27 protein-coding genes are annotated in these 26,475 nt (G+C 53.8%); 18 read left to right on the top strand and 9 right to left on the bottom strand.

The features are described 5' to 3' along the window. Nucleotides 1-104 precede the first annotated feature (104 nt). Both CWE12_RS05375 and CWE12_RS05370 read left to right on the top strand, forming a co-directional pair. Nucleotides 105-491 carry a hypothetical protein gene (locus CWE12_RS05375; protein WP_126788657.1) on the top strand — a complete coding sequence of 129 codons (387 nt, stop codon included), beginning with the start codon at nucleotides 105-107 and terminating at the stop codon, nucleotides 489-491. After that, nucleotides 488-1,108, top strand: coding sequence for a hypothetical protein (locus tag CWE12_RS05370; protein ID WP_126788656.1), 621 nt, complete (start codon nucleotides 488-490; stop codon nucleotides 1,106-1,108). Before CWE12_RS05375 ends, CWE12_RS05370 begins: the two co-directional genes overlap by 4 nt. An 18-nt stretch (nucleotides 1,109-1,126) precedes the next feature. On the opposite strand, the gene CWE12_RS05365 is transcribed toward CWE12_RS05370, so the two are convergent. Beyond that, nucleotides 1,127-2,059, bottom strand: coding sequence for an AEC family transporter (locus CWE12_RS05365; RefSeq protein ID WP_126788655.1), 933 nt, complete (start codon nucleotides 2,057-2,059; stop codon nucleotides 1,127-1,129). Between the two features lie 3 nt (nucleotides 2,060-2,062). Then, on the bottom strand, nucleotides 2,063-4,399 hold the full coding sequence (locus CWE12_RS05360; protein ID WP_126788654.1) for a Tex family protein: 2,337 nt from the start codon (nucleotides 4,397-4,399) through the stop codon (nucleotides 2,063-2,065). Nucleotides 4,400-4,546: 147 nt separating this feature from the next. On the opposite strand from CWE12_RS05360, the gene CWE12_RS05355 reads away from it, so the two are divergent. The 7 genes from CWE12_RS05355 to envZ all read left to right on the top strand — a co-directional run bounded on the left by CWE12_RS05355 (nucleotide 4,547) and on the right by envZ (nucleotide 8,754). Then, nucleotides 4,547-5,131 (top strand): DUF4097 family beta strand repeat-containing protein, encoded by a 585-nt coding sequence (locus CWE12_RS05355; RefSeq protein ID WP_126788653.1) that lies wholly within the window; start codon nucleotides 4,547-4,549, stop codon nucleotides 5,129-5,131. Nucleotides 5,132-5,235: 104 nt separating this feature from the next. Continuing rightward, on the top strand, nucleotides 5,236-5,406 hold the full coding sequence (locus CWE12_RS13600) for a sll1863 family stress response protein (protein ID WP_157981930.1): 171 nt from the start codon (nucleotides 5,236-5,238) through the stop codon (nucleotides 5,404-5,406). 27 nt (nucleotides 5,407-5,433) lie between these two features. Then, nucleotides 5,434-5,685, top strand: a complete 252-nt coding sequence (locus CWE12_RS05350; protein WP_126788652.1) for a hypothetical protein — start codon at nucleotides 5,434-5,436, stop codon at nucleotides 5,683-5,685. Between the two features lie 35 nt (nucleotides 5,686-5,720). Continuing rightward, nucleotides 5,721-6,188: a transcription elongation factor GreB gene (gene greB / locus CWE12_RS05345; RefSeq protein ID WP_126788651.1), complete on the top strand. Its 468-nt coding sequence runs from the start codon at nucleotides 5,721-5,723 to the stop codon at nucleotides 6,186-6,188. Nucleotides 6,189-6,231: 43 nt separating this feature from the next. Continuing rightward, nucleotides 6,232-6,519, top strand: a complete 288-nt coding sequence (locus CWE12_RS05340) for a hypothetical protein (protein ID WP_126788650.1) — start codon at nucleotides 6,232-6,234, stop codon at nucleotides 6,517-6,519. A 148-nt stretch (nucleotides 6,520-6,667) separates the two neighbouring features. Then, nucleotides 6,668-7,402 carry an osmolarity response regulator transcription factor OmpR gene (gene ompR, locus CWE12_RS05335; protein ID WP_126788649.1) on the top strand — a complete coding sequence of 245 codons (735 nt, stop codon included), beginning with the start codon at nucleotides 6,668-6,670 and terminating at the stop codon, nucleotides 7,400-7,402. Further along, nucleotides 7,402-8,754 carry a two-component system sensor histidine kinase EnvZ gene (gene envZ, locus CWE12_RS05330; protein WP_126788648.1) on the top strand — a complete coding sequence of 451 codons (1,353 nt, stop codon included), beginning with the start codon at nucleotides 7,402-7,404 and terminating at the stop codon, nucleotides 8,752-8,754. The genes ompR and envZ overlap by 1 nt, the downstream gene beginning before the upstream one ends. A 13-nt stretch (nucleotides 8,755-8,767) precedes the next feature. On the opposite strand, the gene sthA is transcribed toward envZ, so the two are convergent. Further along, on the bottom strand, nucleotides 8,768-10,174 hold the full coding sequence (gene sthA / locus CWE12_RS05325) for a Si-specific NAD(P)(+) transhydrogenase (RefSeq protein WP_126788647.1): 1,407 nt from the start codon (nucleotides 10,172-10,174) through the stop codon (nucleotides 8,768-8,770). A 41-nt stretch (nucleotides 10,175-10,215) separates the two neighbouring features. Next, complete coding sequence (gene yrfG, locus CWE12_RS05320; protein WP_198675698.1) at nucleotides 10,216-10,878, bottom strand: GMP/IMP nucleotidase; 663 nt, start codon at nucleotides 10,876-10,878, stop codon at nucleotides 10,216-10,218. Nucleotides 10,879-10,940: 62 nt separating this feature from the next. Here yrfG and nudE point away from each other — a divergent pair, with 62 nt between their 5' ends. Then, the gene (nudE, locus tag CWE12_RS05315; protein ID WP_126788645.1) at nucleotides 10,941-11,501 is read left to right on the top strand and encodes an ADP compounds hydrolase NudE; all 561 of its coding nucleotides are present in this window, start codon (nucleotides 10,941-10,943) and stop codon (nucleotides 11,499-11,501) included. Beyond that, a complete protein-coding gene (cysQ, locus tag CWE12_RS05310; protein ID WP_126788644.1) occupies nucleotides 11,498-12,322 on the top strand; it encodes a 3'(2'),5'-bisphosphate nucleotidase CysQ in 825 nt (274 codons plus the stop codon). Before nudE ends, cysQ begins: the two co-directional genes overlap by 4 nt. 14 nt (nucleotides 12,323-12,336) lie before the next feature. On the opposite strand, the gene CWE12_RS05305 is transcribed toward cysQ, so the two are convergent. Beyond that, complete coding sequence (locus CWE12_RS05305; RefSeq protein ID WP_126788643.1) at nucleotides 12,337-12,564, bottom strand: YheU family protein; 228 nt, start codon at nucleotides 12,562-12,564, stop codon at nucleotides 12,337-12,339. Beyond that, complete coding sequence (locus CWE12_RS05300; protein ID WP_126788642.1) at nucleotides 12,561-13,583, bottom strand: hydrolase; 1,023 nt, start codon at nucleotides 13,581-13,583, stop codon at nucleotides 12,561-12,563. Before CWE12_RS05300 ends, CWE12_RS05305 begins: the two co-directional genes overlap by 4 nt. A 129-nt stretch (nucleotides 13,584-13,712) precedes the next feature. On the opposite strand from CWE12_RS05300, the gene ptrA reads away from it, so the two are divergent. After that, a complete protein-coding gene (ptrA, locus tag CWE12_RS05295) occupies nucleotides 13,713-16,613 on the top strand; it encodes a pitrilysin (protein ID WP_126788641.1) in 2,901 nt (966 codons plus the stop codon). Nucleotides 16,614-16,626: 13 nt separating this feature from the next. On the opposite strand, the gene CWE12_RS05290 is transcribed toward ptrA, so the two are convergent. Both CWE12_RS05290 and CWE12_RS05285 read right to left on the bottom strand, forming a co-directional pair. Next, complete coding sequence (locus CWE12_RS05290; protein ID WP_126788640.1) at nucleotides 16,627-17,034, bottom strand: TIGR02444 family protein; 408 nt, start codon at nucleotides 17,032-17,034, stop codon at nucleotides 16,627-16,629. Next, nucleotides 16,986-18,908, bottom strand: coding sequence for an ATP-binding cassette domain-containing protein (locus CWE12_RS05285; protein ID WP_126788639.1), 1,923 nt, complete (start codon nucleotides 18,906-18,908; stop codon nucleotides 16,986-16,988). The genes CWE12_RS05290 and CWE12_RS05285 overlap by 49 nt, the downstream gene beginning before the upstream one ends. An 89-nt stretch (nucleotides 18,909-18,997) precedes the next feature. Here CWE12_RS05285 and CWE12_RS05280 point away from each other — a divergent pair, with 89 nt between their 5' ends. Next, complete coding sequence (locus CWE12_RS05280) at nucleotides 18,998-19,201, top strand: YheV family putative zinc ribbon protein (protein WP_126788638.1); 204 nt, start codon at nucleotides 18,998-19,000, stop codon at nucleotides 19,199-19,201. A gap of 15 nt (nucleotides 19,202-19,216) precedes the next feature. Here CWE12_RS05280 and queG read toward each other — a convergent pair whose 3' ends face one another. After that, nucleotides 19,217-20,377 (bottom strand): tRNA epoxyqueuosine(34) reductase QueG, encoded by a 1,161-nt coding sequence (gene queG, locus CWE12_RS05275; protein WP_241984140.1) that lies wholly within the window; start codon nucleotides 20,375-20,377, stop codon nucleotides 19,217-19,219. A gap of 39 nt (nucleotides 20,378-20,416) precedes the next feature. Between queG and CWE12_RS05270 the strand changes: the two genes are divergently transcribed. Genes CWE12_RS05270 through miaA form a run of 5 tightly spaced genes read left to right on the top strand, consistent with a single transcriptional unit; the run spans nucleotide 20,417 to nucleotide 26,411 of the window. Continuing rightward, on the top strand, nucleotides 20,417-21,934 hold the full coding sequence (locus CWE12_RS05270) for an NAD(P)H-hydrate dehydratase (RefSeq protein ID WP_198675697.1): 1,518 nt from the start codon (nucleotides 20,417-20,419) through the stop codon (nucleotides 21,932-21,934). Next, nucleotides 21,924-22,385, top strand: a complete 462-nt coding sequence (gene tsaE, locus CWE12_RS05265) for a tRNA (adenosine(37)-N6)-threonylcarbamoyltransferase complex ATPase subunit type 1 TsaE (protein ID WP_126788637.1) — start codon at nucleotides 21,924-21,926, stop codon at nucleotides 22,383-22,385. Before CWE12_RS05270 ends, tsaE begins: the two co-directional genes overlap by 11 nt. Before the next feature lie 26 nt (nucleotides 22,386-22,411). After that, nucleotides 22,412-23,731, top strand: coding sequence for an N-acetylmuramoyl-L-alanine amidase (locus CWE12_RS05260; protein ID WP_241984139.1), 1,320 nt, complete (start codon nucleotides 22,412-22,414; stop codon nucleotides 23,729-23,731). Beyond that, complete coding sequence (gene mutL / locus CWE12_RS05255) at nucleotides 23,731-25,443, top strand: DNA mismatch repair endonuclease MutL (protein ID WP_126788635.1); 1,713 nt, start codon at nucleotides 23,731-23,733, stop codon at nucleotides 25,441-25,443. The genes CWE12_RS05260 and mutL overlap by 1 nt, the downstream gene beginning before the upstream one ends. Then, a complete protein-coding gene (gene miaA, locus CWE12_RS05250; protein WP_126788634.1) occupies nucleotides 25,437-26,411 on the top strand; it encodes a tRNA (adenosine(37)-N6)-dimethylallyltransferase MiaA in 975 nt (324 codons plus the stop codon). The genes mutL and miaA overlap by 7 nt, the downstream gene beginning before the upstream one ends. Nucleotides 26,412-26,475 lie beyond the last annotated feature (64 nt).

The following is a 26,475-nucleotide window of genomic DNA, read 5'->3' as shown; positions in this document are numbered from 1 at the left end:
GTCCTACGTAGAATGTTAATACGTCGGCCTTGAGGTTTTTTCGTTTCAGACGTTTAATAGTTACTGATGAATCGTTATTGGTAAATAGTTACGGAAGCTGAATCATGCTGGTTAATTATATTGGTGCGATGCCAACTCAGGTTTTGCAAAATGGACAGACGGGAATGCAATCTGCCGAACAGCAGGTGGCAGGCGCGAGCAATGAAATTGCCCGACAGCCGCTGTACCAGCAAGAGCAACGAGAAGTGCGCGAACAAGCGCAGGCTGGCTCGCAAGCCAATGCTGAGAAAACCAGCACTGAGCAGACCGGCCTGCAGCTTAGTCCACAACGCAGTTCGATGATGCGAGAACTGATTAATCTAAGCGAAGGCGAAATGGCGTTTAAGGCCAATGCCCGTTCTATCGAAGCCGCGCAGACGATGTTTGACAGTTTATTGGCGGCTGGTCGTGACCCTGATACCCGTGCCGATCAGCGGGGCGATTCATTATGAACGTAACCGCTCAACCTGTTAGCTTCCTGCCCACCACGGCCGCTCAACCGACCGATGTTTTACGGCGCGACAATACAACCCGGGAAGTTATTAGCCCGATGCATGCGAATGAAGCGTTCAATCGGGAACGGGGGCTAGGGACTGATTCAGAACGCCGCCCATTGCCACAAGACCGCTCTTACGCCCAGCAATTGGCTGAAGCCCGTATAGAATCAGGCTTTCCTAATTTTCTGAATCGGGTCGAAGAACGTCAGCAGGGGCAGGGCGAACGTCAACAGGGTGATCGTCAGCAAGAGCAGCAGTCTGAAGCCGTAAATAGCGCTGAGCAGGATGCTAAGCCGGCAACGTTAAGCAGTGACGGACAATTGCAGCGCGACGACGATCGACTCAATACGCGCTTTTCTGATTTATCCAGGGAATGGGGCACTGCCAAAAGCCCAGCCGCGCAAACCACACTGACCTGGCGCAATGACGATGGGTCGTATCAAACCTCGGTAAATATTGCTGACAACGGCGCTGCCGTTGACCCGCAGATTTTAGCGCGGGGCGAGCGTATTGAGCAGTTTTACCAAAGCAGCTATCGGCCGAAAGAACGCTTTCTGTTAGGCGTAGCCTAGCCCGGTAATACAAGTACCCTAGTTGAATACCAGTTCAATCAGCCAGTACCATACTGGCAACGTCAACACGCTCAATAACACCCCATAACCAATAATTGCAGCGACAAGTGTGGTGCGCAAGCCCGCGGCAATGGCAATCGCGCCTGCGGTGATCATGGGTGGCATCGCCGCTTCAAGTAGCGAAACTTTCACTGCTAAACCATCCAGGCCAAGCCCCCACATCGTTAAAAACGCCAATGCCGGCAATATCACCAGTTTTAGCAACAGACTGGCTACAAACGGACCTACATCCTCGCGCGGAACCCGTAAACGCAACTGCAGCCCGACCGCAACCATGACAGCGGGAACCAGGGTCATACCGAGTATTGCTAATGCGCTGGCGAACCAGACCGGGTAAGTAACCTCACTGGCAAGCACCAGCAACGCGAGAACCAGCGCGATAAACGGCGGGAAGCTGAGAATTTTCAGCGCAATGCCGCGAGCAGAAGGGGTCATGCCAGCGCCATTCAGCGGCCGGCCAAAGATAGCAGCCAGCGTCGTGGCGATAACAGCGAGGCCAATGAAGGAACCAAACTGGTCGTATAGCACGGCGTAGGCCAGACCTTCGTTGCCGTAAAAACTGCTGATAATAGGGAAGCCTAAGAACGAGGTGTTCCCCAACGGCACTACAATCAACAGCGCACCCATTACCTGACGTGACCAGCCGAACCATTTGGTCAGCAGGAACACCATCAGCATGCTGCCTATCAGCATTGCCCAGGGGGTCAGCACCGGCACCCAAATGGTGGCGTCTACGGTTAGCTGCGCGAGGTGCAGCAACACCATTGCAGGCACCGCCACGTTGAGTACATAGCGGGTTAGCCAACGGGCGGTACTGATCGGCAGCGCAGGCACCCGTTGCAGGATAACGCCGACGAGCAGAAAGCTCAGAACAATCGCAAAACCGAGCATGGCTTACTTTTTCTTGGCGTTAGCAAACGCGTCGGCGAGTGCATTGCCCATAGCAGCATTGGCATTGGAGGCGGGTTTTGGCTTGCCGCCGCCACTATTGCTGCGATGACGGGAACCGCCTTTAGGGCCGCCCTTGCCGGGTGCTGTCGCTTTATCGGCCGGAGGAAGCTCGTCGTCCAGACGCATGGTCAGGCTGATCCGTTTACGCGGAATATCGACCTCAAGCACTTTCACTTTGACGACCTGACCCGCTTTAATGACCTGGTGCGGGTCTTTAACAAAGTCATGCGACAAGGCGCTGATATGAACCAGACCATCCTGGTGCACACCGATATCGACAAAGGCGCCAAAATTAGTAATGTTGGTGGCCACACCCTCCAGTTTCATTCCTGGCTTCAGGTCGCTCAGCGTCTCTACGCCGTCTTTAAAGGTGGCGGTCTTAAACTCAGGACGTGGATCGCGTCCAGGCTTCTCTAACTCCTGAATAATATCTGTCACCGTCGGCACACCAAAGGTCTCGTCGGTGTAGTCTTTCGCTTCCAGTTTACGCAGGAATGCAACGTCGCTAATAATGCCTTTCACGTCACGGCCATGATTCGTGGCTATGCGGTTTGCCACCGGGTAGGCTTCCGGGTGAACGGCTGAGGCGTCGAGTGGATTAGAGCTGTTCATAATACGCAGGAAGCCAGCCGCCTGTTCGTACGATTTCGGCCCCATGCGGGATACGCTGAGCAGCTGCTGACGACTTTCGAACGGCCCTTCAAGGTCGCGATGGTTGACAATGTTCTGCGCCAGAATCCGGCTTAAGCCTGAAATCCGTGCCAGTAATGGCACCGATGCTGTATTGACGTCAACGCCTACGGCGTTCACACAGTCTTCGACCACGGCATCGAGGCTTTCAGCCAGCAGTGATTGACTGACATCATGCTGGTACTGGCCAACACCGATTGATTTAGGTTCAATTTTAACCAGCTCCGCGAGTGGGTCCTGTAAGCGACGGGCAATGGACACCGCTCCACGGTAGGACACATCGAGATCGGGAAATTCGCGGGCGGCCAGTTCAGAGGCCGAGTAAACTGATGCACCCGCTTCGCTGACCATAACTTTGGTCAGCTTTAATTCGGGTGCTTTTTTCATTAGTTCGCCAACCAGCTTGTCGGTCTCACGGGAGGCGGTGCCGTTACCAATTGCGGCCAGTTCGACCTTATGTGTTTTACACATCTGTTCCAGCGAGCGAATGGTTTTATCCCAGGCGTTCTGTGGAGCATGCGGAAAGAGCGTGGCCTTAGCCAGCAGCTTGCCGGTACCATCGACGACTGTGGCTTTGATACCAGTGCGCAGACCCGGGTCGATACCAATTGTCGTGCGTTGCCCGGCCGGCGCTGCCATCAGCAGGTCTTTCAGATTGGTGGCAAAAACCTGGATTGCGGCTTTCTCTGCGGCATCCCGCAGCTGGCCGAACAGATCAGTTTCCATGCGTGGCAGGATCTTAATCCGCCAGGTCCACTGCACGACTTGCAGTCGCCAGCCATCTGCCAGCGCGTCATTAAAGCGAAGTCCAAAATGACTCGCAATGACTGACTCATACTGGCTGTTTCGACTCGTATCACCGTGCTCGGGGTCTGCATTCAACTGCAGCTGCAGAACACCTTCGTTGCGGCCTCGAAGCAGCGCTAATGCGCGGTGCGATGGCACCTTGCGAATAGCTTCGCTGTACTCAAAATAGTCCTGGAATTTAGCGCCTTCCTGTTCTTTCCCTGGGGCCACTTTGGCGGTGAGCTCGGCACCCTGCCACAAACTTTGGCGGATGGTTTTAAGTAGCGCGGCATCTTCGGCAAAGCGCTCCATCAGGATATAACGGGCACCTTCCAGAACGGCTTTTTCGTCCGCGAAGCCAGCGTCAGTATTAATATACTGCGTCGCGGCCTGCTCAGGGGTCTGCGCAGGGTCGTTTAACAGGCTGTCGGCTAACGGTTCAAGCCCGGCTTCAATTGCGATCTGCCCTTTGGTGCGACGTTTAGGCTTGAACGGCAGATATAGATCTTCCAGTTCAGTTTTCGATTGTGCCTGCGCGATCGCCGTACGCAGCTCGTCGCTCAGCTTACCCTGGTCGTCAATACTCTTCAGAATGACACTACGGCGCTCGTTAAATTCGCGCAGGTAGGTTAGCCGTGACGCCAGTGTCCGTAACTGGGTGTCATCGAGACCACCAGTGACCTCTTTACGGTAACGGGCGATAAAGGGGACGGTTGCGCCTTCGTCAAGTAAGGCGATGGTGGCCTGAACCTGTGCTTCACGCACATTTAATTCGTTGGCGATAGTGGATACAACGTGCGTCATGGCATCTCTCTGCTATCTTTAATTGACTGATTTTTACCCAACCCGGAGCTCCGGCTCCAGATTTAAAGCCAGCATCATAGCACAATTGCTGCCTTGTGCTGCGCGATGAAGATCAACCTATGTATACGAGTGATAAAGGACATAACAATGAACGATTTTGCGACTTGGTTTAGCAGTGGGCTGAGTACCTGGGCCGCTACACTACTGGGCTCAGCGAGCCTTTTTCTGGCGGTATCATTTCCCCTTGCAGCACAGCAGCCGCCGCACACAACAGAGCGCACCCTGTATTTAGCCAGTGCCGATCTTGACCATATACACTCGCGCCTCGGGGATGGTCAGTTGACCTTGATCGGCGAACCGGGTCGTGAGCAGGTGGAGGTGCAGGCGACGCTTTATTATTACGCCGAGGAATCGATTTTGCTGTCGCTGGAACAGCTCAACGGCGAAGCTCGTCTTGAGGGTGGCTTTATCGAAAGCAATTACACCGGGTTGGCGCCCTACATGGATGTGGTTATCCGGGTCCCGGCCAGCTTCAGTGCAGCGGTGCGGCACGGCAATGGTAATCTGTTTATTCAGGATCTGACGGGGATGGTCAGTATCGAAAGTGGCAGTGGCGATATTGACGTTAGCAATGTCGGTGGGGTGCGTATTGAGCATAGCAGCGGTGGCAAGGTAAGTACCAAATCGATTCAGGGGCCAGTCCGCATCAGTCAGCGTCGGGCGCAGCGCTAAGGGCCTGAGAAAAGCCAAAAAAGATGTAAAGGTTGCATCGAAGGGATGCATATTCGCCGACAACAGCTAGGCTTTAAATAGGTTTTCTACAGAAGGATGACGATATGAGTGATTCAGATGCACATAAACGCAAAGGTGAAGCTCAGGTAGAGCAATGGGAAGCCGAGCTGAAAAAGCTCAAGGCTGAGGCGAAGGAAGCGAGTGCCGATGGCCAGATTAAACTGGAAAAGAAAATGGATGAGTTGCGCGGAAAGATCGATAAAGCCCGCAATTAATCAGTTTGGTTTTGTTACAATGGAGTGATGGCGAAACCGAACAAGAAAGGGCCAGTACGCACAGTTAATGTGTATTGTGCGCGTTGCAAGGCCCAGTTATTCAAATACCGTAAAGGTGGCAAAGGGGCGTTGGTTAAATGCTTCATCGAGCGTATCGTTGAAGACAAGACCAATGCCCCTTGTGTTTGTCCGGGCTGTGAACAACAATTTGCCAGAGAAACCATGATCCGTGGCGCCCCCGCCTATAAGATGATTGGCGGCAAAGTGCATATGAAGTAAGTACCCTTTCAAGTAACCAGACAAAGAACCAGAGCATGAAAACCAACCTGATTACACGAGAAGGCTTTGAACGCCTGCAAGCTGAACTCGACCATTTGTGGCGCAAAGAACGCCCGGAAACTACCGCAAAGGTCAGCTGGGCTGCGAGTCTTGGTGACCGCTCTGAAAATGCAGACTATCAATACAACAAGAAACGCCTGCGGGAAATAGATCGGCGGGTGCGTTATTTGCGCAAACGACTGGAAGATGTCCAGGTCGTGGATTACAACCCGCAACAGGATGGCAGGGTTTTTTTCGGTGCCTGGGTTGAGGTTGAAGACGACGATGGTCAGGTGCTGAACTTCAAGATTGTCGGCCCGGACGAAATTTATGGCCGTAAAGACTACGTCTCGATTGACTCACCAATGGCCCGGGCGCTGCTGAAAAAGGAAGTGAATGACGAAGCGGTTGTTAAAACTCCGTCAGGCAGAAGAAATTGGTATATCAACCTGATTAAATATTGAGTATTATTTAACCAGTGCCCACTGTTTAATTAGGAGGTGTGGTATGTGGTTAGTCACTAAACTATCAGTGGCGGCTGTTGTGATAGGTTTAACCGCATGTGCGGGTAACCAAGGCAGTCAATATGAAGGTACCCGGCTTGTCATCGACTGGGATCAGGTGAATCGGGTTGAGCAGTCTAGCCGTGGCAACGCGTCGCTATTCTGGGTTAATTATCCACGCAAACGGATTGATGCCCAGGGTCGGGTCGTTGAACGGATCAACCAGCATGGCGAGGTTATAGCGCGCTACTCGTACGATGACGAAAACGATGAAACTAGCGACGTTTACTAGCCCTTTAGTAACGGTAAAAGAGCGTGACGGGCCGGAGTGCCTCGTTACGCTTTGTAACAAATCTTCCGCTTAAATACGCGCTACGCGATTGCAGATTAAGGCGTGCCCTCTTATATTGGGTTTAGTTACACTAACTGAACCCTGCATTATGAGTATTCAAACCCCGACAGAAACCCATAAAATTCTTGTTGTCGATGATGACGCGCGCTTGCGAGCGTTACTTGAGCGTTATCTTATTGAGCAGGGGTTCGCAGTGCGCTCTGTGGCAGATAATCTGCAAATGGACCGTTTGCTTGAGCGTGAGAACTTTTCGCTAATGGTTCTCGACCTGATGTTACCGAACGAGGACGGCATGTCGATATGTCGGCGCCTTCGTGAGCAGGGCAGCCAGTTACCAATTGTTATGCTGACTGCAAAAGGTGACGAGGTTGATCGGATTATGGGGTTGGAACAGGGGGCTGATGATTATCTGGCAAAGCCGTTTAACCCGCGTGAGTTAATGGCCCGCATTAACGCCGTATTGCGGCGACAGAAGCGTGAATTGCCGGGGGCGCCGAGTGACGAAGAAACCATCGTTGAATTCGGTGATTTCTGGTTCAATCTGGCGACTCGTGAAATGCGCCACGGTGACAGACCTATTTCTCTGACCAGCGGCGAGTATGCTGTACTCAAAGCGCTGGTGCAGCATCCGCGTGAACCTCTGTCGCGCGATAAACTGATGCATCTGGCGCGGGGCCGTGACTATAGCGCGCTTGAGCGCAGCATTGATGTACAGGTTTCACGGTTACGGCGGATGATTGAGGCGGATGCGACCAAACCTCGCTATATCCAGACGGTATGGGGGCTCGGTTACGTGTTCGTTCCTGATGGCACTAAACACTAATGTGGCGTTTACTTCCCCGAACCGCGTTCGCCCGCACTGTTTTTCTTATTGCGCTCATTCTGGTTATTAATCAGGCGGTTTCCTACCTGATGATAGCGGTCTATGTGGTGAAGCCTGGTGTGCAACAGATTGTGTACCTGATCGGTAGCCAGGTTGAAACCCGGGCGTTGCTCGAGCGCCTCGACATCGAGAACAGGGACGCTGTGCTTCGCGACTATGAAGCACTCGGGGGCGTGGAGCACTTTACTTTCGACGAAGCGCTTGAAGCAGGGCTTGAATACACCGTAGCTTATAGTTTTCTTGGCAATGAAATTAGCAAGGTGCTGGGTGAGCCGGCGGAAGTGCGATTGTCGAACAACGATGACATGTATGCCTGGGTGCGTCGCTCTTCGGCCCCGGACCAATGGCAGCGCATTCTACTCACCGAAATTGATGAGCGAACCTCGTCCCCGATTATTTTTTATCTGTTTTTAATTGGAACCCTCAGTGTTTTTGGCGGGATCTGGTTTGCCCGCTGGCTCAACCGGCCGTTGAAAGCATTGCAGGCGGCGGCTCGCAAAATAGCTGCTGGTGATGACCCGGGTCTGCTCGAAGAGCGTGGTGCCAGTGAAATTGTTCAGGTGACTCGAGCGTTCAACCAGATGTCGCGTGGCATTCAACGCCTGGAACAGGACCGTAATTTGCTGCTGGCAGGGATCTCACATGACCTGCGGACACCGCTAACCCGTATTCGTCTTGCTACGGAAATGATGCCGTCGACAGAAGACTACCTGGTCGAGGGCATCGTCCATGATATTGATGATATGAATGCGATTATTGACCAGTTTATCGATTATGTACGGGCACGTGATACAGCAACCTTTACCGAAGAAGACCTTAATGTGCTGGTTCAGGACGTGGTAGAAGGCCTGCAGTACATCGGCGAGGACGACATCAAGCTGACCCTGGCTGAGTTACCTTTGGTGCCTATGCAGGCGGTCGCCATGAAACGGGTGATCAGCAATATTATCGAAAATGCACAACACTATGGTGCATCACCGATTTGCATTGAAACCGGTGTGACTGAATTAACCGCAACTGGAGAGGTCAGTGCAAAAACGCGTGTCTGGTTAGAAGTGACTGACTCAGGACAGGGGCTCGATGAAAGCAAAATGGACGATGTATTCGAGCCGTTCATGCAGGGCAATCAGGCGCGTGGTGGTGAAGGGTCAGGGCTCGGCCTGGCTATCGTGAGGCGGTTTGTACAGTTGCATCAGGGCGAGGTTAGCTTACGCAACCACCCTCATGCTGGTCTGATAGTCCGAATTGAATTGCCGCTGCGTCACCGTAATACGGTCACGCCAGCGGCTTAATTAAAATCCGGTATTAGCCGTCGACCCGGTTGATACCGTTCAATGCAGCCACCCGGTAGGCTTCAGCCATGGTGGGGTAATTGAACGTAGTATCAATAAAGTAATCCAGTGTATTGCCTTTGCCTTTTTGCTCCATGATGGCCTGACCGATGTGAATGATTTCAGCGGCCCGCTCACCGAAGCAGTGGATCCCTAAAATTTTCCGGCTTTCCCGGTGGAACAATAACTTCAGACACCCGACCTGGGTGTCTGCTATCTGTGCCCGGGCGAGGTGCTTAAACTGAGCCCGGCCCACTTCGTAAGGCACCTTTTTTGCCGTAAGTTCTTCTTCGGTGGCTCCGACTGAACTGATTTCCGGGATAGTGTAGATACCCGTTGGTATGTCGGTAATGAGTTTCTTCTCGCATTTGCCGTCAATCATGGCGGTGGCCGCGAAACGACCCTGATCATAGGCAGCGCTGGCCAGTGACGGGTAGCCAATGATGTCGCCAACAGCGTAGATGTTATCGGTGCTGGTACGGTAGTTGTCATCGACTTCGAGCTGCCCGCGTCCGTTAGGTTGTAAATCGACATTCCCAACCTGCAGGCTTTCAACGTTGCCTGAACGACCATTAGCGAATAGCAGGCAGTCGGCCTGCATAATCTTACCTGACTCCGTGGTTAGTACGACACGGTCGTCAAAGCCTTCCACCTTGGCGAACTCTTCGCCGTGGCGAATCACTACCCCACTGTTGCGTAAATGGTAGCTGAGCGCATCCGAAATCTCAGTGTCGAGAAATGAAAGCAGGCGGTCACGCATATTAACCAGATCCACCTTGACGCCGAGGCCACGGAATATGCTGGCGTATTCACAGCCAATCACGCCGGCACCGACAATAATAATACTGCGTGGGTCATGCTTCAGTGACAACACCGTATCGGAGTCGTAGACCCGGGGGTGATTAAAATCGATCGACTTGGGTCGGTAGGGTCGGGAGCCCGTAGCAATCACGAACTGAGCAGCGGTAATGTCGTCACTGGAGCCATCGTCGCGGACGAACTTTAAGGTGTGTTTATCTTTAAAACTTGCTTCGCCGTGCAATACCGGAACACCGTTTCGTTCATAGAAGCTTCCGCGCAGTTTGATTTGGCGGCGGATAACGGACTGAGAATGGTCAAGGATATCACTGAATTTGAGGTGTAACGGGATATCCTGACGCGAGAATAAGGGATTCGCATTGAACTCGATCAAGCGACTGACGGAGTGGCGTAAGGCTTTGGACGGGATAGTGCCCCAATGGGTACAACCCCCGCCGATACTGCTATGGCGCTCGATCATGGCGACCCGCTTGCCACTTTTCGCTAGCTTCATGGCCGCGCCTTCACCCGCCGGGCCTGAACCGATTACAATTGCATCGTAGTCGTACTTCGTTTTCGCCATAGCTTGCCCTTATTGCTTGAGAACGGATTTTCTGCAGTTTATCAGGTGCTTATTATAGGCTGTAACCGGGCGTAGTTGTCAAAACTGCGGTGGCGTTGAAAAACCTTGGCTGGCAATTGGCTGTCAGGGTTTTCCACACCGAGCAAATGGGCGATACCAAAGGTCTGCGCAGAATCGAGAATGGCTTCACCATCGTCAATAAAAAGCGTTCGTCCGGGGTTAAAGCCAACCGCTGCGTGCAACCGCTGCCACAATTTCTGGTCTTCTTTGCAGGCTCCGAAACTATGAGTCGAAAACTGTTGGTCACACAATTGTTCGAGGTTGGTATGCTGATTTTTCAGTGCCAGCGCATCCGGGTGCGCATTGGTTAACAGCAGGATCTGCTTTCCGGCCCGGCGGGCTTCCTGCAGGAACGGTGGGACATCATCACGCAGCCGAATTAAGTCCACAGTGCGGGCTTTTAATTCGCGAATGGGAAGCTGCAGGGTCGTTTGCCAGTAATCAAGGCAATACCAGTTCAGGGTACCGGCAACCTGCTTGAAGTGGTTATGAACCAGCTGACGGGCTTCGTCTATAGAGACCTGATGATACTCGGCGTAATGCTCTGGCACCCGATGGTTCCAAAACTGGTTATCGTAGTGCAAATCCAGCAGCGTGCCGTCCATATCCAGCAATAAGGTATCGATTTGTGACCAATTGAGCATGGGTTTCATTAACTTTTCAGTTTATAGTAGGGTTACAGCATACCTAGCAGTGTCGGGGAATCATGGCTCAGAAGCAAGTACCTAAAATTCTCGCGCGTCAGCTTGTTGCAGAGAGCCGCTTGCTGCGTATTGAGAGTATTGACCTTCAGTTTAGTAACGGCGAAGAACGTCGCTACGAGCGCGTTCAGGGCAGTGGCCGCGGCGCGGTTCTGGTCGTTCCTATGCTCGATGATAAAACCATGCTGCTGGTGCGTGAATACGCCGCAGGGCTGCATAACTACCAGCTTGGTTTCCCTAAAGGGCTCATTGACCCGGGCGAAACACCAGCCACCGCGGCAAACCGAGAACTCCGAGAGGAGATTGGCTATGGCGCTGAGCGTTTGATCGAGCTGAAATCGGTGACCATGGCCCCCGCCTTTTTTTCTGCGTCAATGACCCTCTTCATCGGCCAGCAGCTTTACCCGGAGCGGTTAGAAGGGGACGAACCAGAACCGCTGGAAATCGTACCCTGGCCGATTGATCAGGTCGATGAGTTACTGGCCCAGCCGGATTTCACTGAGGCCCGCAGTGTAGCTGCACTGTTGCTAATGCAGCGCTGGTTGCAGGCAGAGGAGCGCATATGATGACTGAGATGCAGACCAGGGTAGCGCAGATTGCGCGGGAAACAGGGCAACTGGTCCTTGAACACTATCGTAAACAGGATTTTACCGTGAGTGATAAAGCCGATCATTCACCAGTGACCAGTGCCGACATTGAAGCCAGCGAATTTCTGACCGCCGCTCTTCAGGCGTATACCCCCGATATTCCAGTCCTTTCCGAAGAAGCCATTGTGCCATGGCACGAGCGGCGCAGCTGGCAGCGCTATTGGCTTGTTGACCCCATTGACGGGACTCAGGAGTTTATTAATGGCAGCGGCGATTTTGCGATTAGCATTGCGCTGGTTGAGCATTACACCCCGGTATTAGGTGCAATCTACTGGCCGAGCGAAGATATTTTGTACCATGCCGTTAAGGGACGGGGAGCGCTGCGCTCAAAATTCCGCGATGAGTCGTTCAGCAGTGAACCTATTAGCGTACGCCGTTTATCGGACCCCCGGCAGGACCGCTTAACCCTGGCGATCAGTCGTCGCCAGTCGCAGGACACCGTGCTGTCGCGGATGAATCCGCAGCGTGATATCGACACCTTAATGACTGGCAGCTGTTCGCTAAAATCCTGCCTGGTTGCTGAGGGCTCTGCCGATTGCTTTTTGCGGGTCGGGCCGACCGGAGAATGGGACACCGGGGCCGCTCAGGTGATCGTTGAAGAAGCAGGCGGAACGCTGGTTAGCGAGCATTTTGAACCTGTCACTTATAATCGCACAGCAAGTCTGGGGAATCCCAATTTCATGGTGCTTGGCGACCCGCGGGTAGACTGGGTTTCAGTTTTCCCCGGTTTAACGGTTTAAACGCGTAGCGGGCTTCAGCCGTCGTCAGGCTGATAGTCCGCCGCCAGCACGATATGCACACTTTCATGGAGTTCAGAGTAAACAATAAGAGCCTCACCCCGACGCAGTTGATCGCGTACCTGCTCCACTTTGGTCGACAGGCTGACCTCTTGTTCACCATAGTCAGTACCTTCCTGCAGCACAAAATGCTCGATCAGCGTATTAAGCGTGTCTGTTTCGAGTTGTTCGTAAGGTACTTTCATTCAGCGTTTCCTGTTTCGAAATTGCTTCTTCCAAAATTGCTTGTTTCAAAGTAATTCAGAATGCGTTCACTTAACCAGTGGTAGGGGCGGCCCCGGCGCGAGCCAACAAACCCGACGTGACCACCACTCTGGGTGAGCTGGTGGGTAACTATGCCTGCAGGATAACTGTCCGGCGGGGGGATGCAAGCCTTGCAGGTAAAAGGATCGTCAGCGGCATGAATAATCAGCAGGGGCGTACGAACCGAAGGGAGGAACTTTAACCCACTGCAGCTTGAGTAGTAGTCATCAACGTCCTGAAAACCGTGTAAGGGCGCGGTGACCTGATCATCAAACTCGCGGAAGGTTCGCAGTCGGCGCAGCTGAGCCGGTTTGAGGTCAATAAATCCCTGCAACTGGCCGAGTTCTATTTTCTTTAATACCTTGCGTTTGAGGCTACCGAGCAGGTGTCCGCGATAGACTCTGGAGAACCCTTGATCGATGCGCACAGAGCTGGGTCCTAATGCCAGGGGTGCCGACACACTGACGGCTGCTTTGAGCGGAATATCAGGGGTCTCGCCAAGCAGTTTAACCAACATGTTGCCACCCAGGCTGAAGCCTGCGGCAACCAGAGGTTTGTTTGTCTGACTGGCAAGTTGCTGCAAAAAATAGCGGGCGTCGCTGGTATCACCTGAGTGATAAGCCCGGTGGCTGCGGTTCAGGCGCCCACTGCAACCGCGAAAATGAAAGGTCACCGCGTGCCAGCCGCGCGCATGAGCCGTTTGCATCAGGTGATCAGCGTAGGGCGAATAGACCGACCCTTCGAGACCATGAAAAATAACCACTAAGGGTGTTTGTTCATCCTGCAGAGCGCGTTGTGGTGGCGTGGTCCAGGCGAGATCAACAAAGTCACCATCCGCCAGGCTCAGGCTTTGCCAGAATAATTTGCTACCCGGTTTATAACTGGCCAGCCGGGTCCACAGCGTCTGCAGGTGACAATTTTTCAGCAATGGGTGGGGCTGGAATGAACTGTTTTCGGCCATATCTATCTACTACACACTTCTTTACAAGTAAGTGCGCAGTGTGCCTGAACTGCTGATTGCAAGCCAGCACACTGCGCTGCATAATGGGTAACTTTTCATTAACAACTACAGTCAGGATGTTAGAAGATAATGAGTGAATTATTGTTGCAACGAGTCAAGCGGGCCTCGTCCGCTGCCTTACTGGCCCTGGTGTTTACCACACTAACGGCATGTCAGCCCGCTGAGCAGAAGGCAGATAGCCCGGCTGCACAGTCTGGCGAGGTTTACGTGAGTCCCAATGATCAACGTGACTATGGTGTGGTCCGCCTGGACAACGGTCTTACCGTATTGGTAGTCAGTGACAGCAATGCCGATAAAGCAGCTGCCGCACTAAATGTGCATGTGGGAAGTATGCAAAACCCGGAGCAGCAACTTGGCCTGGCTCACTACCTCGAGCATATGCTGTTTCTGGGGACTGAAAAGTACCCTGATCCGGACGAATATGGTGAGTATATGTCGCGTCATGGGGGTATGCATAATGCGTACACCGCTGATGACCATACCAATTATATGTTCCAGATAAATAATGACCGTCTCGATGAAGCGCTGGACCGTTTCTCCGACTTCTTTAAAGCGCCAATTTTTGATCCTGAGTACTCGGAAAAAGAAATTAACGCAGTCGATTCTGAGTGGTCGATGCGTCGTGCCTCGGACGGGTTTATTCTCTTTAAGCTCAATAATATGACGTTGAATCCTGAGCATCCGATTGCGCGCTTTCGTATTGGTAACAACGAAAGTCTGGGCGATAAAGAGGGCAGCGTACTGTATGAAGAAATGCTCGCATTCTATGAACGCTATTACTCTGCCAACCTGATGACCGCCTCTATTGTTGGTAACTACTCAGTTGAGGAGCTCACCGAGATGGCGCGTCGCCATTTTGCCGACGTGCCTAACCACAATGCTGAAGTGCCGGAGATCGACGTGCCAGCGGTGACTGAGCGCGAACGCAATGTGCAGATATTCTATAAGCCACAGATGGAAATGCGCATTCTGCAGATTGATTTCACCATCGACAATAACCGTCAGCAGTTTGCTTCCAAGCCGAATGAACTGGTGGCCTATATGGTGAATTCTGAAATGCCGGGAACGCCGGGCGCATTCCTGCGCGAACAGGGCTGGGCTGACAGTCTTAATGCCTACGCGCAGCCAGGCGCTTATGGCAATAGCGGACGTTTTATTATCCAGGCCGAACTGACCGAATCGGGGCTTGCTCATCGCGAGCAAATCGCCGGAATGCTGTTTAATTACCTGGATACATTACGCGAAGAAGGGATTAGTGACGCACATTACAACGAGCTGGCCACGGTGCTTAGCAACCGCTTCCAGTTTCTGCAGCGCGACGACGCCTTTAGCTACGCAACTCAACTGGCAGCAGCGTTGCAGTACTACCCTGTGGCGAACGTTATTGATGCCTCGTATCGGCTCGATGGTTTTAACCGTGATGCGGTGAGTGCCTTATTAAGTCAGCTTACCCCGGACAATGCACGAGTCTGGTTTATGTCGCAGAATGAAGAGGTTGATCAAACACTGCATTTTTACGACGGCGAATATCGGCTGCAGCCGCTGAATGATGAGATCATCAACGGATGGCGTGAACAAGCCGCCGAGATCGAAGTAGGGTTGCCGTCGGTTAATACGTTGTTACCCGAAGACTTGTCGGTAAAACCGTTGCCGGAAACGACAACCGCTCAGCAGGTTGTTGAAGAACCAGGTCTCAGTGCATGGCTACAGGTAAGCGAAAGGTTCCGTGAGCCGCGCGCCGATGTGACGCTGATGTTTTACCAGGATCATGCGCAGCGCGATTTGCAGGAGCGGATCGCAGCCACGATAGCGGTCGAAGCATTCAATGTTGCCGAGCAGGCGCTGGCCCGTGAAGCCTCGATTGCCAGTGTCAGTTATAACCTGAGCCTGCAGCAGGGTTTAAATCTGAGCTTATCGGGTTTTAACGACAAGCAGGCGCAACTTGCCGAGCGTGTGCTGACCAGCTTTGCGTCCTACGAACCAAGCGCCGAGCGTCTCAGCCAGATCAAAGACCGCCTACGCCGTAACATTGAAAACCAGGCGTTGCAGTTCCCAGTGCAACAGTTGGGGCCTCGTTTTAGTCAGTTAATGAATAAGCCGGGCGAAGACAATGCAACGGTGCTTGCAGCCATTGACAAGGTTAAACTAAACCATGTGGTCGACATGCGTGATGCGTTGCTAAATGATGTTCATTTGCGTGCGTTGGTGGTCGGCAACTACACGGCAGAGGACGTTGAAGCCTTGCTTGAGCGAATGAGCGGAATTGTATCGGTGACTGCTGAGGTAAATTATGCACGTGACCCAGTGGTTACTCCTCAGCCGGGGCAAACAGTTATCCATGCGCAGGATGTACCGGTTGAGGATGTTGCGCTGTTAGATAGCTATTTGTTTGCTGACGAGTCAGCGGCAACCCGGGCCCGGGTGAGCTTGCTGGCGGAGCTTATGCACAGCCGCTTCTTCAACGAATTACGCACCGATAAGCAGCTTGGTTACGCAGTGGGCGTTACTCAGCTCTCCGTCGCGGATTATCCGGGGTTAGGCTTCTATATTCAGAGTTCGGTCGCTAACCTGCCTGACATTATGGGTCACTTTGACAGCTTCCGCACGGAGTATACTGAGTACCTTGAGACCCTCGACGAAGACACCTTTGCTGAGGCGAAAGAAGGGGTACTTGGAAGCCTGCGTGAGCAACCGCAAAATATTAGTCAGGAAGCGGGCCGCATCCGTGCCGACTGGCGTCGTGAAAACTTCAGCTTTGATAGCAGAGATCAATTGATCGCTGCGGTTGAGAACCTGCGCCTTGACGATATGCTGGCCTTTTATCAGCAGCAGGTGTTGCAGGCGGACGCCAATATGCGGGTTCTGATCCAGTTACGGGGTACTAAGTTCAGTGACAGTGACTGGATTGAACTTGATGACGCGGTGGTGGTAGATGACGTCGCCGAATTCCAGCGTCAGTTTGAAGAATAAAGCGGGCGTGGCGTCACAGCTGGTTGTATAAATCGACCAGCAGCCGCTGCTCCGCCGCCTCTAAGGTAAGTTCAGCCGCCAGTAACTGCTCTTTCAGTTGCTGGCGGCTTTTTTCATCCAGTGCCTCACTCGCCAGCAGTTCACGGCGAAGTTTGCGAAGTTGCCCCGTATGCTGTGCAGAAAACGGCTGCAACGAGGCGGCCAGTTGACTGAGCTGAGCCTCACTGAGTGCGTGACCCTGGCGCTGCAGGTAGATTTGCAGCAGCGCCAGATTAACGTTGTCTCCGGCGTTGTCCTGAGCCGCAATCAACCGCGCCTGCATACCAGGCTCCTGATAGATTTGCAGCGCCGCCTGCCAAAGTGTCTGGTAACTTAATCCTCGCTTTGCAGCGCTTGTAGAATTTCGCTTTGTTCCAGCCATATCGCTTCGGCCTCATCCAATTGGGTCTGATACTGGGCCTGCTCCTGAAGCAGGCGGGTTAACTCGTCTTTTCGAGCTGCCTCGTAAAGCTCGCTGTCACTGAGCTTATCGTGCAACTGAGCCAATGCCTGCTCTGCCTGCTGAATACGTTTTTCAGCAGCTTTTACCTTATCTGTTACCGGTTTGAGCTGCTTACGTTTGTCCGCGGCCGCTTGTCTCTGCTCTTTTTTGTTGCCTTTCGTGCTCTCGGTTTTACCGCCATTGCTGGTTAACTGGGCTTCTTTATCAACCGCTTTTTGCTGCGCCCGCTCATCCTCAACCCATCGCTGATAATCTTCCAGTGAACCATCAAACGCCTGGACCGCCTGGTTGGCAACCAGGTAAAAATCATCCACAGTGGCACGTAAAAAGTGACGATCATGAGAGACGATGACCATGGCGCCGGTGAAACTTTGCAACGCGCGCATCAGTGCTTCGCGGATGTCGAGATCGAGGTGGTTGGTTGGCTCATCCAGTAACAACAGATTAGGGCGTTGATAGACCACCAGCGCAAGCACCAGACGAGCTTTCTCGCCGCCGGAAAACGGGCCGGTTGGGTCATACACTACGTCACCATGAAAGCCAAAGCTGCCCAGGTAGTCACGCAATGACTGTTCCGTTGCCGGTGGGTCAAGGCGCTGAATGTGGGTCATCGGGCTCTCTTCAGGGTGCAATGTTTCCAGTTGATGCTGGGCGAAGTAGCCTATTTCGAGCCCGGCACTGACCCGACGCTCGCCCGCCAGCGGCTTGAGTTCGCCCGCTAGCAGTTTCATCAGCGTCGATTTACCAGCGCCGTTGTGGCCGAGTAAGCCAATGCGACTGCCGGGCACCAGGTTCAGGTGGATGTTTTCGAGAATGGTGGTGTCACCATACCCAGCCCGAAGTTTTTCCATCTCCATTAATGGGTTAGGCAATTTACCCGGTTCACGGAATTCGAACACAAAGGGGGCGGCGTCTTCTATCGGCGCACTGGCGGTCAGTTTTTCCAGTGCTTTGACCCGGCTTTGTGCTTGCTTGGCTTTGGTCGCCTGAGCCTTAAAACGGTCGACGAATTTCTGCAGGTGGGCGCGTTGGGCCTGTTCTTTTTCATAAGTTTGTCGTTGCTGGGCCAGTTTTTCACTGCGCTGGCGCTGGAAACTGGTGTAGTTGCCGTTATAACACTGGGTTTGCTGACGCTCGATATGAATTGTGTGTGTCACCACCGCATCGAGAAAGTCGCGGTCATGGGAAATAAGCACCAGGGTACCCGGGTAGCGCAGTAACCAGTTCTCTAACCAGTAGATAGCATCCAAATCAAGGTGGTTGGTAGGTTCGTCGAGTAACAGCAGGTCCGAACGTGCAATCAACGCCTGAGCCAGATTAAGACGCATCCGCCAACCGCCGGAAAAGGCACTTACTGGCTGGCTTAGCTGGGCTTGGCTGAAGCCAAGGCCGGAGAGCAAACTCGCTGCCCGGGCTTCGATTTGATAGCCGCCGATGGCATCAATTTGACCGTGAATCCGGGCGATGGCTTGACCATCATTTGCCTGCTCAGCGTCGGCCAGGCTTTGTGTCAGGGCGGTGTACTCCTGGTCGCCAGTGATCACGTAATTCAGTGCAGAGCTATCCAGCGCCGGAGTTTCCTGGGCAACTGAGGCGATCTGCCAGCCAGCTGGAGCCTGAATGGTGCCGGCATCTTCTTTTAGCTCGCCACGCAGCAGGGCGAACAAGGACGACTTGCCGCTACCATTGGCGCCAACTAATCCAACACGGTGGCCGGGAAAAATGGTAAAATCGCTGTTTTGCAGAAGCTGTTTGCCTCCGCGCATAAGTGCTAAACCGTCTGCCTGAATCATAACTGCCCACCTGAAAAAGAGTGCTGGCAAGTTTAACACAGGCAAACCGGGCGAACAGTGGGTCAGATTGATAAAGGCAGAGGTGAACTATGACGCGTCAGAAAAAGCGCTTTATTGCAGGAGCAACCTGCACCGAATGCAATGCAGCCGACAGCCTGATGTTATTTACCGAACACGGTGTCGAGCATGTGGAATGCGTTGAATGTGGCTTTAAAATGAGTGAGCCGAAAGAACAGGGTAGCGGGTCAGAGCGGACCTTTGACGGCGTTATTGGCGTGTTTAAGCCGGACTAAGAATCAGTGAACGGATTACGCGTCGCGCGGCAGTCCTTTCTCAATCACTCTGACCAGTCGTTTTATTTGCTGCGACGGTCGCAGGCTATCGATTTTTTTCGCTGCCTGTTCAGCTAAAGCCCAGGCAATGTGTTCGCTAACCATGTCGCTGACCTCGTGTTGCCGCGATTGCAGCGCAGTTACGATGTCCTCGCTGTAGGGCGCGTTGCCAAGAGCAACCGCAATATTGCGTAACCATCGCTGGTGACCGATACGGCGAATTGGCGAGCCCTCTGTCTGCTGCAGAAAAGTCGCTTCGTCCCATCCGAACAAGGTCAGTAATTCAGGCGCGTGGAGCTGGTGACGTGGCGCGAAATCGCCTTCGTCGGTAGGCGTCGCATAGCGGTTCCAGGGGCAGATTAGCTGGCAGTCATCACATCCGTATATACGGTTGCCCATCGGCCTACGGAACTCCTCGGGAATCGGTCCTTTAAGTTCAATGGTCAGGTAGGAAATACAACGACGTGCGTCAACCACATAAGGTTCGACGATAGCCTGGGTCGGACAGATGGTCATACAGGCCGTGCATTTACCGCACTGTTCGGGCTGCTTTTCATCCACCGGTAAGGGCAGGTTGATGAACAGCTCGCCGAGGAAAAACCAGGAGCCATCTTTACTGTCCAGCAGTAAACTGTGTTTACCCGTCCAGCCAAGGCCCGCTTTTTCTGCCAGTGGGCGCTCCATCACCGGTGCGCTGTCGACAAACGGACGAAAGTCGGTATCAGCGAAGGCCGCTTTAATCCGCTCGCCAAGCTTTTTCAGGCGCTTACGCATTAGCTTGTGATAGTCACGACCAAGGGCGTAGCGGCTGACATAGCCAAGTTGTGGGTTTTTCAGAACCTTTGCAAACAGCGCCCCTTTGGGCAGATAGTCCATACGAACGCAGATAGCGCGCACGCTACCCGGGTGCAGCAACTCAGGGTGCAAACGCAGATCGACATGTCGTTGCATGTATTCCATTTCGCCGTGGTATTCATTGTCTAACCATTTTTGTAAGCTGGCCTGGTGTTGACTAAGATCGAGGTCAGTAATACCAACATCCTGAAAGCCAAGTTCTTTTCCCCATTCTTTGATGTCGCGGGCGAGAGCGTGATAATCGATGGCGTCTGGCGTGGTGATTGGCATGGTGATTGGCATGGTAAGGCGATTCCTCAGCAAGGTAAGCGAAGGTAACAAATGAATAGGTTTATAACACAGAGCATACCACAGCAACTGTATCGGCCTGAACAAGTGCGCGAGACAGAAGGCCGCGCTGCTGAGCTCGCCGGCTTGTCGATGTGGCAGTTGATGGACAGAGCTGGCCGCGCCGTTTTTGAATGCCTGCATGCAGAGTACCCGGTGCCGCAGCGGGTACTGGTGCTGTGTGGCAGTGGTAACAACGGCGGCGATGGCTATGTGGTTGCCAAGCTTGCCAGCCTGGCCGGTTATTCGGTACGGGTGTGTGCGGTCAAAGCGCCGACCACCGCAGACAGTCAGCGTGCGCAGCAGGAGTGGCATCAGCAGGGTGGCCAGACCGAGTCACTGAGTGACTGGCAGGACGTTGAAGCGGATGTGGTAATTGATGCCTTGCTCGGCACCGGCCTTACCAGCGATGTCCGCGGTGAAATTGCGGAAGTCATAGATGCGCTCAATGAGAGCGGCATACCAGTGCTGGCGGTCGACGTGCCCAGCGGCCTCAACGCAGACAGCGGGCGGGTGTTGGGGTGTGCCGTTAAGGCCACGCATAGCATTACCATGGTGGCGGCGAAACGCGGCATGTTTACCGGCCAGGCAGGCGACTATTGCGGTAAGCACTGGTTTGCGGATCTCGGTATCTTGCGCGAGTTCCGGGCGTTGAATGAAGCTTCAGTCTGGCGTTTGGATGCCAGTCAGTTGCAGCATGCATTTAGCAAGCGCCCCTGGAATAGCCACAAAGGCATGTTCGGCCATGTCCTGGTGATTGGCGGTAGCGACGGTATGGCGGGTGCGGCCCGACTAACCGGGTTAGCGGCATTGCGGGCTGGGGCAGGAAAGGTCTCAGTGATCTGTCAGCCAGGGCAACAGAGTTTAGTTGGGCTGCAGCCCGAACTGATGGTTCGTGGGTTGGATGCGAGCGACCAGACAGCGGATGAATTACTGGCACAGGCGGATGTGATCGCGGTGGGCCCGGGCCTCGGGCAGGGTAGCTGGGGGCAGGCATGGTGGCAAAAGGTCTCTGATTACGATGCGCCTATGGTGGTTGATGCCGATGCACTGAACTGGCTGGCGAAGTCGCCCAACCGACGCGAAGACTGGGTGCTGACACCTCACCCGGGTGAGGCAGCGCGGCTGCTGCAGTGTTCGGGCAGCGAGATTGAGGCAGACCGCTGGCTGGCCGCTAGCAGATTAGAGGAACAATTTGGCGGTATCGTGGTTCTTAAAGGCGCAGGCAGCATTGTCCATGGTCAGGAATACACCGCCGTGAACACCACGGGTAATCCCGGACTGGCAAGTGCTGGCATGGGGGACACCTTAACAGGTATCATTGCGGCTTTACTGGCACCGCTTTTCAGCCATTCGATGCAGTTACGTCAGAGCTTGGCTGAAACCGTCGGCTATGCCGTATTGTTGCACGGCTCGGCCGCGGATGAAGCCGCGCAGGCAGCGCCCCGGGGCATGTTAGCCAGCGACTTAATGGACGCAATACGGAAACAAGTAAACACACATGATGATTAAGCGAACTCTGGCGGATGAGCGCCAGACTATTGAACTAGGCTCGCAGCTGGCAACGGCGTTGCATGCGCCCCTGGTGATTTATTTACAGGGCGACCTGGGAATGGGGAAAACCACGTTCACGCGGGGACTGATACAGGCTCTCGGGCATCAGGGCGCGGTAAAAAGCCCCACCTATGCGTTGGTTGAATCGTATGAATTCACCGCGATGCGTGTTTTTCATTTTGACCTGTACCGTTTACAAGACCCGGAAGAGCTCGAATTTATGGGAATTCGTGACTATTTCGCTGATGATTGTGTATGCTTAGTAGAATGGCCGGAGCGAGGCTTTGGGCTGCTACCGCCAGCGGATCTTGAGGTTGAATTGCGGGAAAATTCTGATGGCGGGCGAGACGTGATGATCACAGCACGGACCTCGGCCGGTGAAACGTGCCTGAAAAAAGTTGTAAGTTGAAGTAAAAAACCATGATAAAGATAATCATGACAAAAATGATAACCAGTGCGCTATTACTGTTTGCCGTTCTGTCCAGTCCACAGGCCATGGCGGCTGAAGCCATTGAATCTGTGCGGGTTTGGCCTGCACCGGATAAGACGCGTATTGTGTTTGATTTAGCTGAGGCGCCCACCCACAGTTATTTTACCCTGTATGACAGTCAACCCTATCGGCTGGTGATCGATTTTCACAATACCCGCAACCAGGTCAACCTTGACGCGCTGAACTTCGAGTCGCTGATGGTGGGGCGTGTGCGCGCCAGTTCGCCGCCGGATAGTTCGACCGCGCGGATTGTGCTTGAACTCAGTGACCAGGTTGAACCAGTAATTTTCCCGCTTCCCCCGAATGAACGCTATGGCCACCGGTTGGTGGTCGATATTCCTGGTCAGTCGGTGCCTGAACAGCGAGTCACGCGCAGCGCTGACCGGTTGCCCGAGCGCGAGGTTATTGTCGCTATAGATGCCGGTCACGGCGGAGAAGACCCAGGTTCAATTGGCCCCTCCGGCGTCTATGAAAAGAATATCACGTTACCAGTGGCGACTAAGCTGGCCGCATTAATTAACTCAGATCCTGGCATGAAAGCGGTGCTGGTACGCACCGGTGACTACGGTGTGCCATTGAATCAGCGCACCCGCGTAGCGCGTGGCCAACGGGCCGATATGTTTATTTCAATTCACGCCGATGCGTTCACATCGCCTCAGCCGCGCGGCGCGTCGGTCTGGGTATTGTCGCGACGTCGGGCGAACTCAGAGTTAGGCCGATGGCTGGAAAACCGTGAGCAGCATTCTGAGCTGCTTGGTGGAGCCGCAGAGGTACTTTCCACCAATGGCGATGACATTTATCTGGCGCGAACCTTGCTGGATATGTCTCTGGACAGTTCCATGAGCGGTGGTTTTGATGCGGCGAACATATTAATCGATCAGTTGGGTACAGTGACGCGTTTACACAGCCGCCAACCACAGGCGGCTAGCTTTGCGGTACTGAATAGTCCGGATATCCCGTCGGTACTGGTTGAGCTGGGCTTTATATCGAACCCCCACGAGGAAACACAAATGCGCAGTAGTGCTCACCAGCAGCGCCTGGCTGAGGCGCTTTATCGTGGTACCCGGGAGTTCTTTGTTAATCATCCGGTGGACGGTACTATTCTCGCCAACCAAACTGAGCGTCAGCATACGGTTAAGTCAGGCGAGTCACTATCGATACTGGCTCAGCGCTACGGGACAACGGTACGGGCGATTCAGCGACACAATAATCTGAGTTCGACCACGCTGCGGGTTGGGCAAGTACTGGATATTCCTATTTCCTGATGCCAATCCGTCAATTACCCGCCCAGCTGGCTAACCAAATTGCTGCCGGAGAAGTGGTAGAACGTCCCTCATCGGTGGTCAAAGAGCTGGTTGAAAACAGCATTGATGCCGGCGCCAGTGAACTGCTCATCGATATTGAGCAGGGCGGGGCGCGGCGGATTCGTATTCGTGACAATGGCAGCGGCATCGAACAGGATCAGCTGGAGCTGGCGTTGAGTCGTCATGCGACCAGTAAAATCAGCTCGCTGGACGACCTTGAAAGCATTGCCTCATTAGGTTTTCGTGGTGAGGCGCTGGCCAGCATAAGCTCGGTTTCGCGGTTAACGCTGACCTCAAAAACGGCCGCTCAGGCAGAAGCCTGGCAAGCGTTCTGTGAAGGACGCGAGATGCGGGTGCAAATCCAACCAGCGGCGCACCCCACCGGCACCACGATTGACGTGCAGGACCTGTTTTTTAATACGCCCGCCCGGCGCAAGTTCATGCGCACGGAAAAAACCGAATTCGGCCACATCGACGAAGTCGTCCGGCGTATTGCACTGGGTTGCCCGCGTGTGCGTATTCTGCTGCAGCATAATGGTCGCAGAATTCGTGACTACCGGCCCTTGCGGGATGAAAGCAACGCCACGCAACGACTCAGTTCTATTGTTGGCAATGCTTTTGCGCAGCATGCGCTGAGCCTGCAGGCTGAAGTAGCGCCCTGGCGGTTGCGCGGCTGGGTTGCACCCGCAGCGCATTGTCGCCATCAGGGTGATATTCAGTATATGTATGTCAACGGTCGGATGATGAAAGACAAGTTACTCAATCATGCGATACGACAGGCATATGGTGAACAGCTGGGCGATGACCGACAACCCACATTTGTGTTGTATCTGGAACTGCCGCCGCGGGATGTCGATGTCAATGTGCACCCGGCGAAGCACGAAGTGCGTTTTCATCAGGCACGTCAGGTACACGATTTTGTCTTGCAGTCTTTACGTCAGGCGTTGCCGGGCACGAACCCGCAAACTGAAGGTGGGGATGATTATCAGCCACCACCACAGCATTTTTACCATCAGCCAGAGCGCAGCGGGCACACGGCTCAGGAGCAACCGCTCTCGTCCACTGCGCGGCCAGAGTCGCGTTCGCCGTCAAGTTCAGCGGCGTTTGCTGGCTATCAGCAATTGATGACGCCGGCAGCGGATGAACGTTCGGCCGCGCGCACGGACACACCTACCGACACGCAACTGCTGACGGTGTTGGAACAGGCCTACGTGCTGGTAAGGCAGGGTAGTGACCTGAGCCTGGCGCGGGTAAGTGAGCTGCACTATGAAGTCGAGCGGTCTCGTTTGCAGCAGAAGTTAGCCCAGGGCCTGAGTGGCCAGCCATTGCTGGTACCGGTTCAATTGAAGCTGGATCATGCGCTGAGCGAGGCCTCGGTGCATCAGCTGGCGAAGCTCGGCGTTATGCTTAAACCATTGAGTACGGATAAAGTCATAGTGATGCAGGTACCCGCCATGTTACGCAACCATTCTGTGGAAGACTCCCTGCATAACCTGCTGGCTTTATTGCGCGAGCAGGGTACGGATGAGAGCGAGCTTGCGAGCTGGTTAGCAGCGCAAGTGACCCAACCTCAGTATAGCGACGAACAGGCCGCTTACTGGTGGCAACAGGCACAGGCACTAGGGCGTGCCAGCGATCATCTGCGTAAACTTGACTGGCGCGCACTATGCTAGAGGCTAATAAAAACAACGCCTACGTTATCTGCATCTCCGGGCCGACCGCCGCAGGCAAAACCCAATTAGCGATGACCCTGGCTGACCGCCAGCCCTGTTCCATAATTAGCGTCGATTCGGCACTGATTTATCGCCAAATGGATATTGGCACCGCGAAACCGACGCTTGAGGAGCGGGCCCGTTACCCTCATCAGTTGGTTGATATAAAAGACCCGGCACAAACTTACTCGGCAGCGGATTTTCGTCAGGATGCGCTGCAGTGCATCAACGACGCGCTGCAGGCCGGCAAAACGCCCTTGCTGGTGGGTGGCACCATGCTGTATTACCGCGCATTACTGGGTGGGCTGTCCAATTTACCGGAAGCCGATGCTGAACTGCGCCAGCGGCTTAGCGACGAGGCCGAAGCAAACGGCTGGGCCAGTATGCATCAAAAGCTGGAGGCGATTGACCCAGTGTCCGCAGGGCGAATTCACCCCAATGATCCGCAGCGCATTTTACGAGCACTGGAAGTTTTTCATCTCAGTGGTAAATCGCTGACCGACATGACCGCAACGCGGGAACCAGGCTTACACCTACCGAGTTTCCAGTTTGCGGTAGCACCGGATGATCGAAGTGTCCTCCACCAACGTATTGAACATCGCTTTGAGCAGATGCTGGAGCAAGGCTTTCAGGCTGAGGTCGAGGCGTTGCGCCAGCGCGGGGATTTACACCTTGATATGCCGTCAATGCGCTGTGTTGGCTATCGTCAGATGTGGCAGTACCTTGATGGCGATTACAGCTACCCGGAGATGATTCTGAAGGGGGTTGCAGCGACCCGTCAACTGGCGAAAAGGCAAATCACCTGGTTGCGAAGCTGGCCGGATTTACATTGGCTTGACCCGGAGCGTGAGAACCTTGCTGACAGGGCGTGGTCTATATTGCAGAGTGAGCAACCGAGCCAGCCACAGATGTGGTTAAAAAAAACTTGATTTCTCAGAAATTGACCTCATTTATCTAAATATGTTGCTACACTAATGCGTGCTACACGAAGCA

The organism is Aliidiomarina sedimenti (assembly GCF_003986955.1).
Classification (GTDB): Bacteria; Pseudomonadota; Gammaproteobacteria; order Enterobacterales; family Alteromonadaceae; genus Aliidiomarina; species Aliidiomarina sedimenti.
Note: the sequence above shows the minus strand (reverse complement) of the source record. Positions and strands in the feature narration are given on the sequence as shown.

Coding starts and splice junctions, on each gene's coding strand:
- CWE12_RS05370 (WP_126788656.1), top strand. CDS start 488: ATGAACGTAACCGCTCAACCTGTTAGCTTCCTGCCCACCACGGCCGCT.
- CWE12_RS05285 (WP_126788639.1), bottom strand. CDS start 18,908: ATGATTCAGGCAGACGGTTTAGCACTTATGCGCGGAGGCAAACAGCTT.
- CWE12_RS05350 (WP_126788652.1), top strand. CDS start 5,434: ATGGCGAAACCGAACAAGAAAGGGCCAGTACGCACAGTTAATGTGTAT.
- CWE12_RS05270 (WP_198675697.1), top strand. CDS start 20,417: ATGAATAGGTTTATAACACAGAGCATACCACAGCAACTGTATCGGCCT.
- ompR (WP_126788649.1), top strand. CDS start 6,668: ATGAGTATTCAAACCCCGACAGAAACCCATAAAATTCTTGTTGTCGAT.
- greB (WP_126788651.1), top strand. CDS start 5,721: ATGAAAACCAACCTGATTACACGAGAAGGCTTTGAACGCCTGCAAGCT.
- miaA (WP_126788634.1), top strand. CDS start 25,437: ATGCTAGAGGCTAATAAAAACAACGCCTACGTTATCTGCATCTCCGGG.
- CWE12_RS05300 (WP_126788642.1), bottom strand. CDS start 13,583: ATGGCCGAAAACAGTTCATTCCAGCCCCACCCATTGCTGAAAAATTGT.
- CWE12_RS13600 (WP_157981930.1), top strand. CDS start 5,236: ATGAGTGATTCAGATGCACATAAACGCAAAGGTGAAGCTCAGGTAGAG.
- CWE12_RS05365 (WP_126788655.1), bottom strand. CDS start 2,059: ATGCTCGGTTTTGCGATTGTTCTGAGCTTTCTGCTCGTCGGCGTTATC.
- queG (WP_241984140.1), bottom strand. CDS start 20,377: ATGCCAATCACCATGCCAATCACCACGCCAGACGCCATCGATTATCAC.
- nudE (WP_126788645.1), top strand. CDS start 10,941: ATGGCTCAGAAGCAAGTACCTAAAATTCTCGCGCGTCAGCTTGTTGCA.
- CWE12_RS05280 (WP_126788638.1), top strand. CDS start 18,998: ATGACGCGTCAGAAAAAGCGCTTTATTGCAGGAGCAACCTGCACCGAA.
- envZ (WP_126788648.1), top strand. CDS start 7,402: ATGTGGCGTTTACTTCCCCGAACCGCGTTCGCCCGCACTGTTTTTCTT.
- CWE12_RS05260 (WP_241984139.1), top strand. CDS start 22,412: ATGACAAAAATGATAACCAGTGCGCTATTACTGTTTGCCGTTCTGTCC.
- CWE12_RS05305 (WP_126788643.1), bottom strand. CDS start 12,564: ATGAAAGTACCTTACGAACAACTCGAAACAGACACGCTTAATACGCTG.
- ptrA (WP_126788641.1), top strand. CDS start 13,713: ATGAGTGAATTATTGTTGCAACGAGTCAAGCGGGCCTCGTCCGCTGCC.
- CWE12_RS05290 (WP_126788640.1), bottom strand. CDS start 17,034: ATGGCTGGAACAAAGCGAAATTCTACAAGCGCTGCAAAGCGAGGATTA.
- yrfG (WP_198675698.1), bottom strand. CDS start 10,878: ATGCTCAATTGGTCACAAATCGATACCTTATTGCTGGATATGGACGGC.
- cysQ (WP_126788644.1), top strand. CDS start 11,498: ATGATGACTGAGATGCAGACCAGGGTAGCGCAGATTGCGCGGGAAACA.
- sthA (WP_126788647.1), bottom strand. CDS start 10,174: ATGGCGAAAACGAAGTACGACTACGATGCAATTGTAATCGGTTCAGGC.
- tsaE (WP_126788637.1), top strand. CDS start 21,924: ATGATGATTAAGCGAACTCTGGCGGATGAGCGCCAGACTATTGAACTA.
- CWE12_RS05340 (WP_126788650.1), top strand. CDS start 6,232: ATGTGGTTAGTCACTAAACTATCAGTGGCGGCTGTTGTGATAGGTTTA.
- CWE12_RS05375 (WP_126788657.1), top strand. CDS start 105: ATGCTGGTTAATTATATTGGTGCGATGCCAACTCAGGTTTTGCAAAAT.
- mutL (WP_126788635.1), top strand. CDS start 23,731: ATGCCAATCCGTCAATTACCCGCCCAGCTGGCTAACCAAATTGCTGCC.
- CWE12_RS05355 (WP_126788653.1), top strand. CDS start 4,547: ATGAACGATTTTGCGACTTGGTTTAGCAGTGGGCTGAGTACCTGGGCC.
- CWE12_RS05360 (WP_126788654.1), bottom strand. CDS start 4,399: ATGACGCACGTTGTATCCACTATCGCCAACGAATTAAATGTGCGTGAA.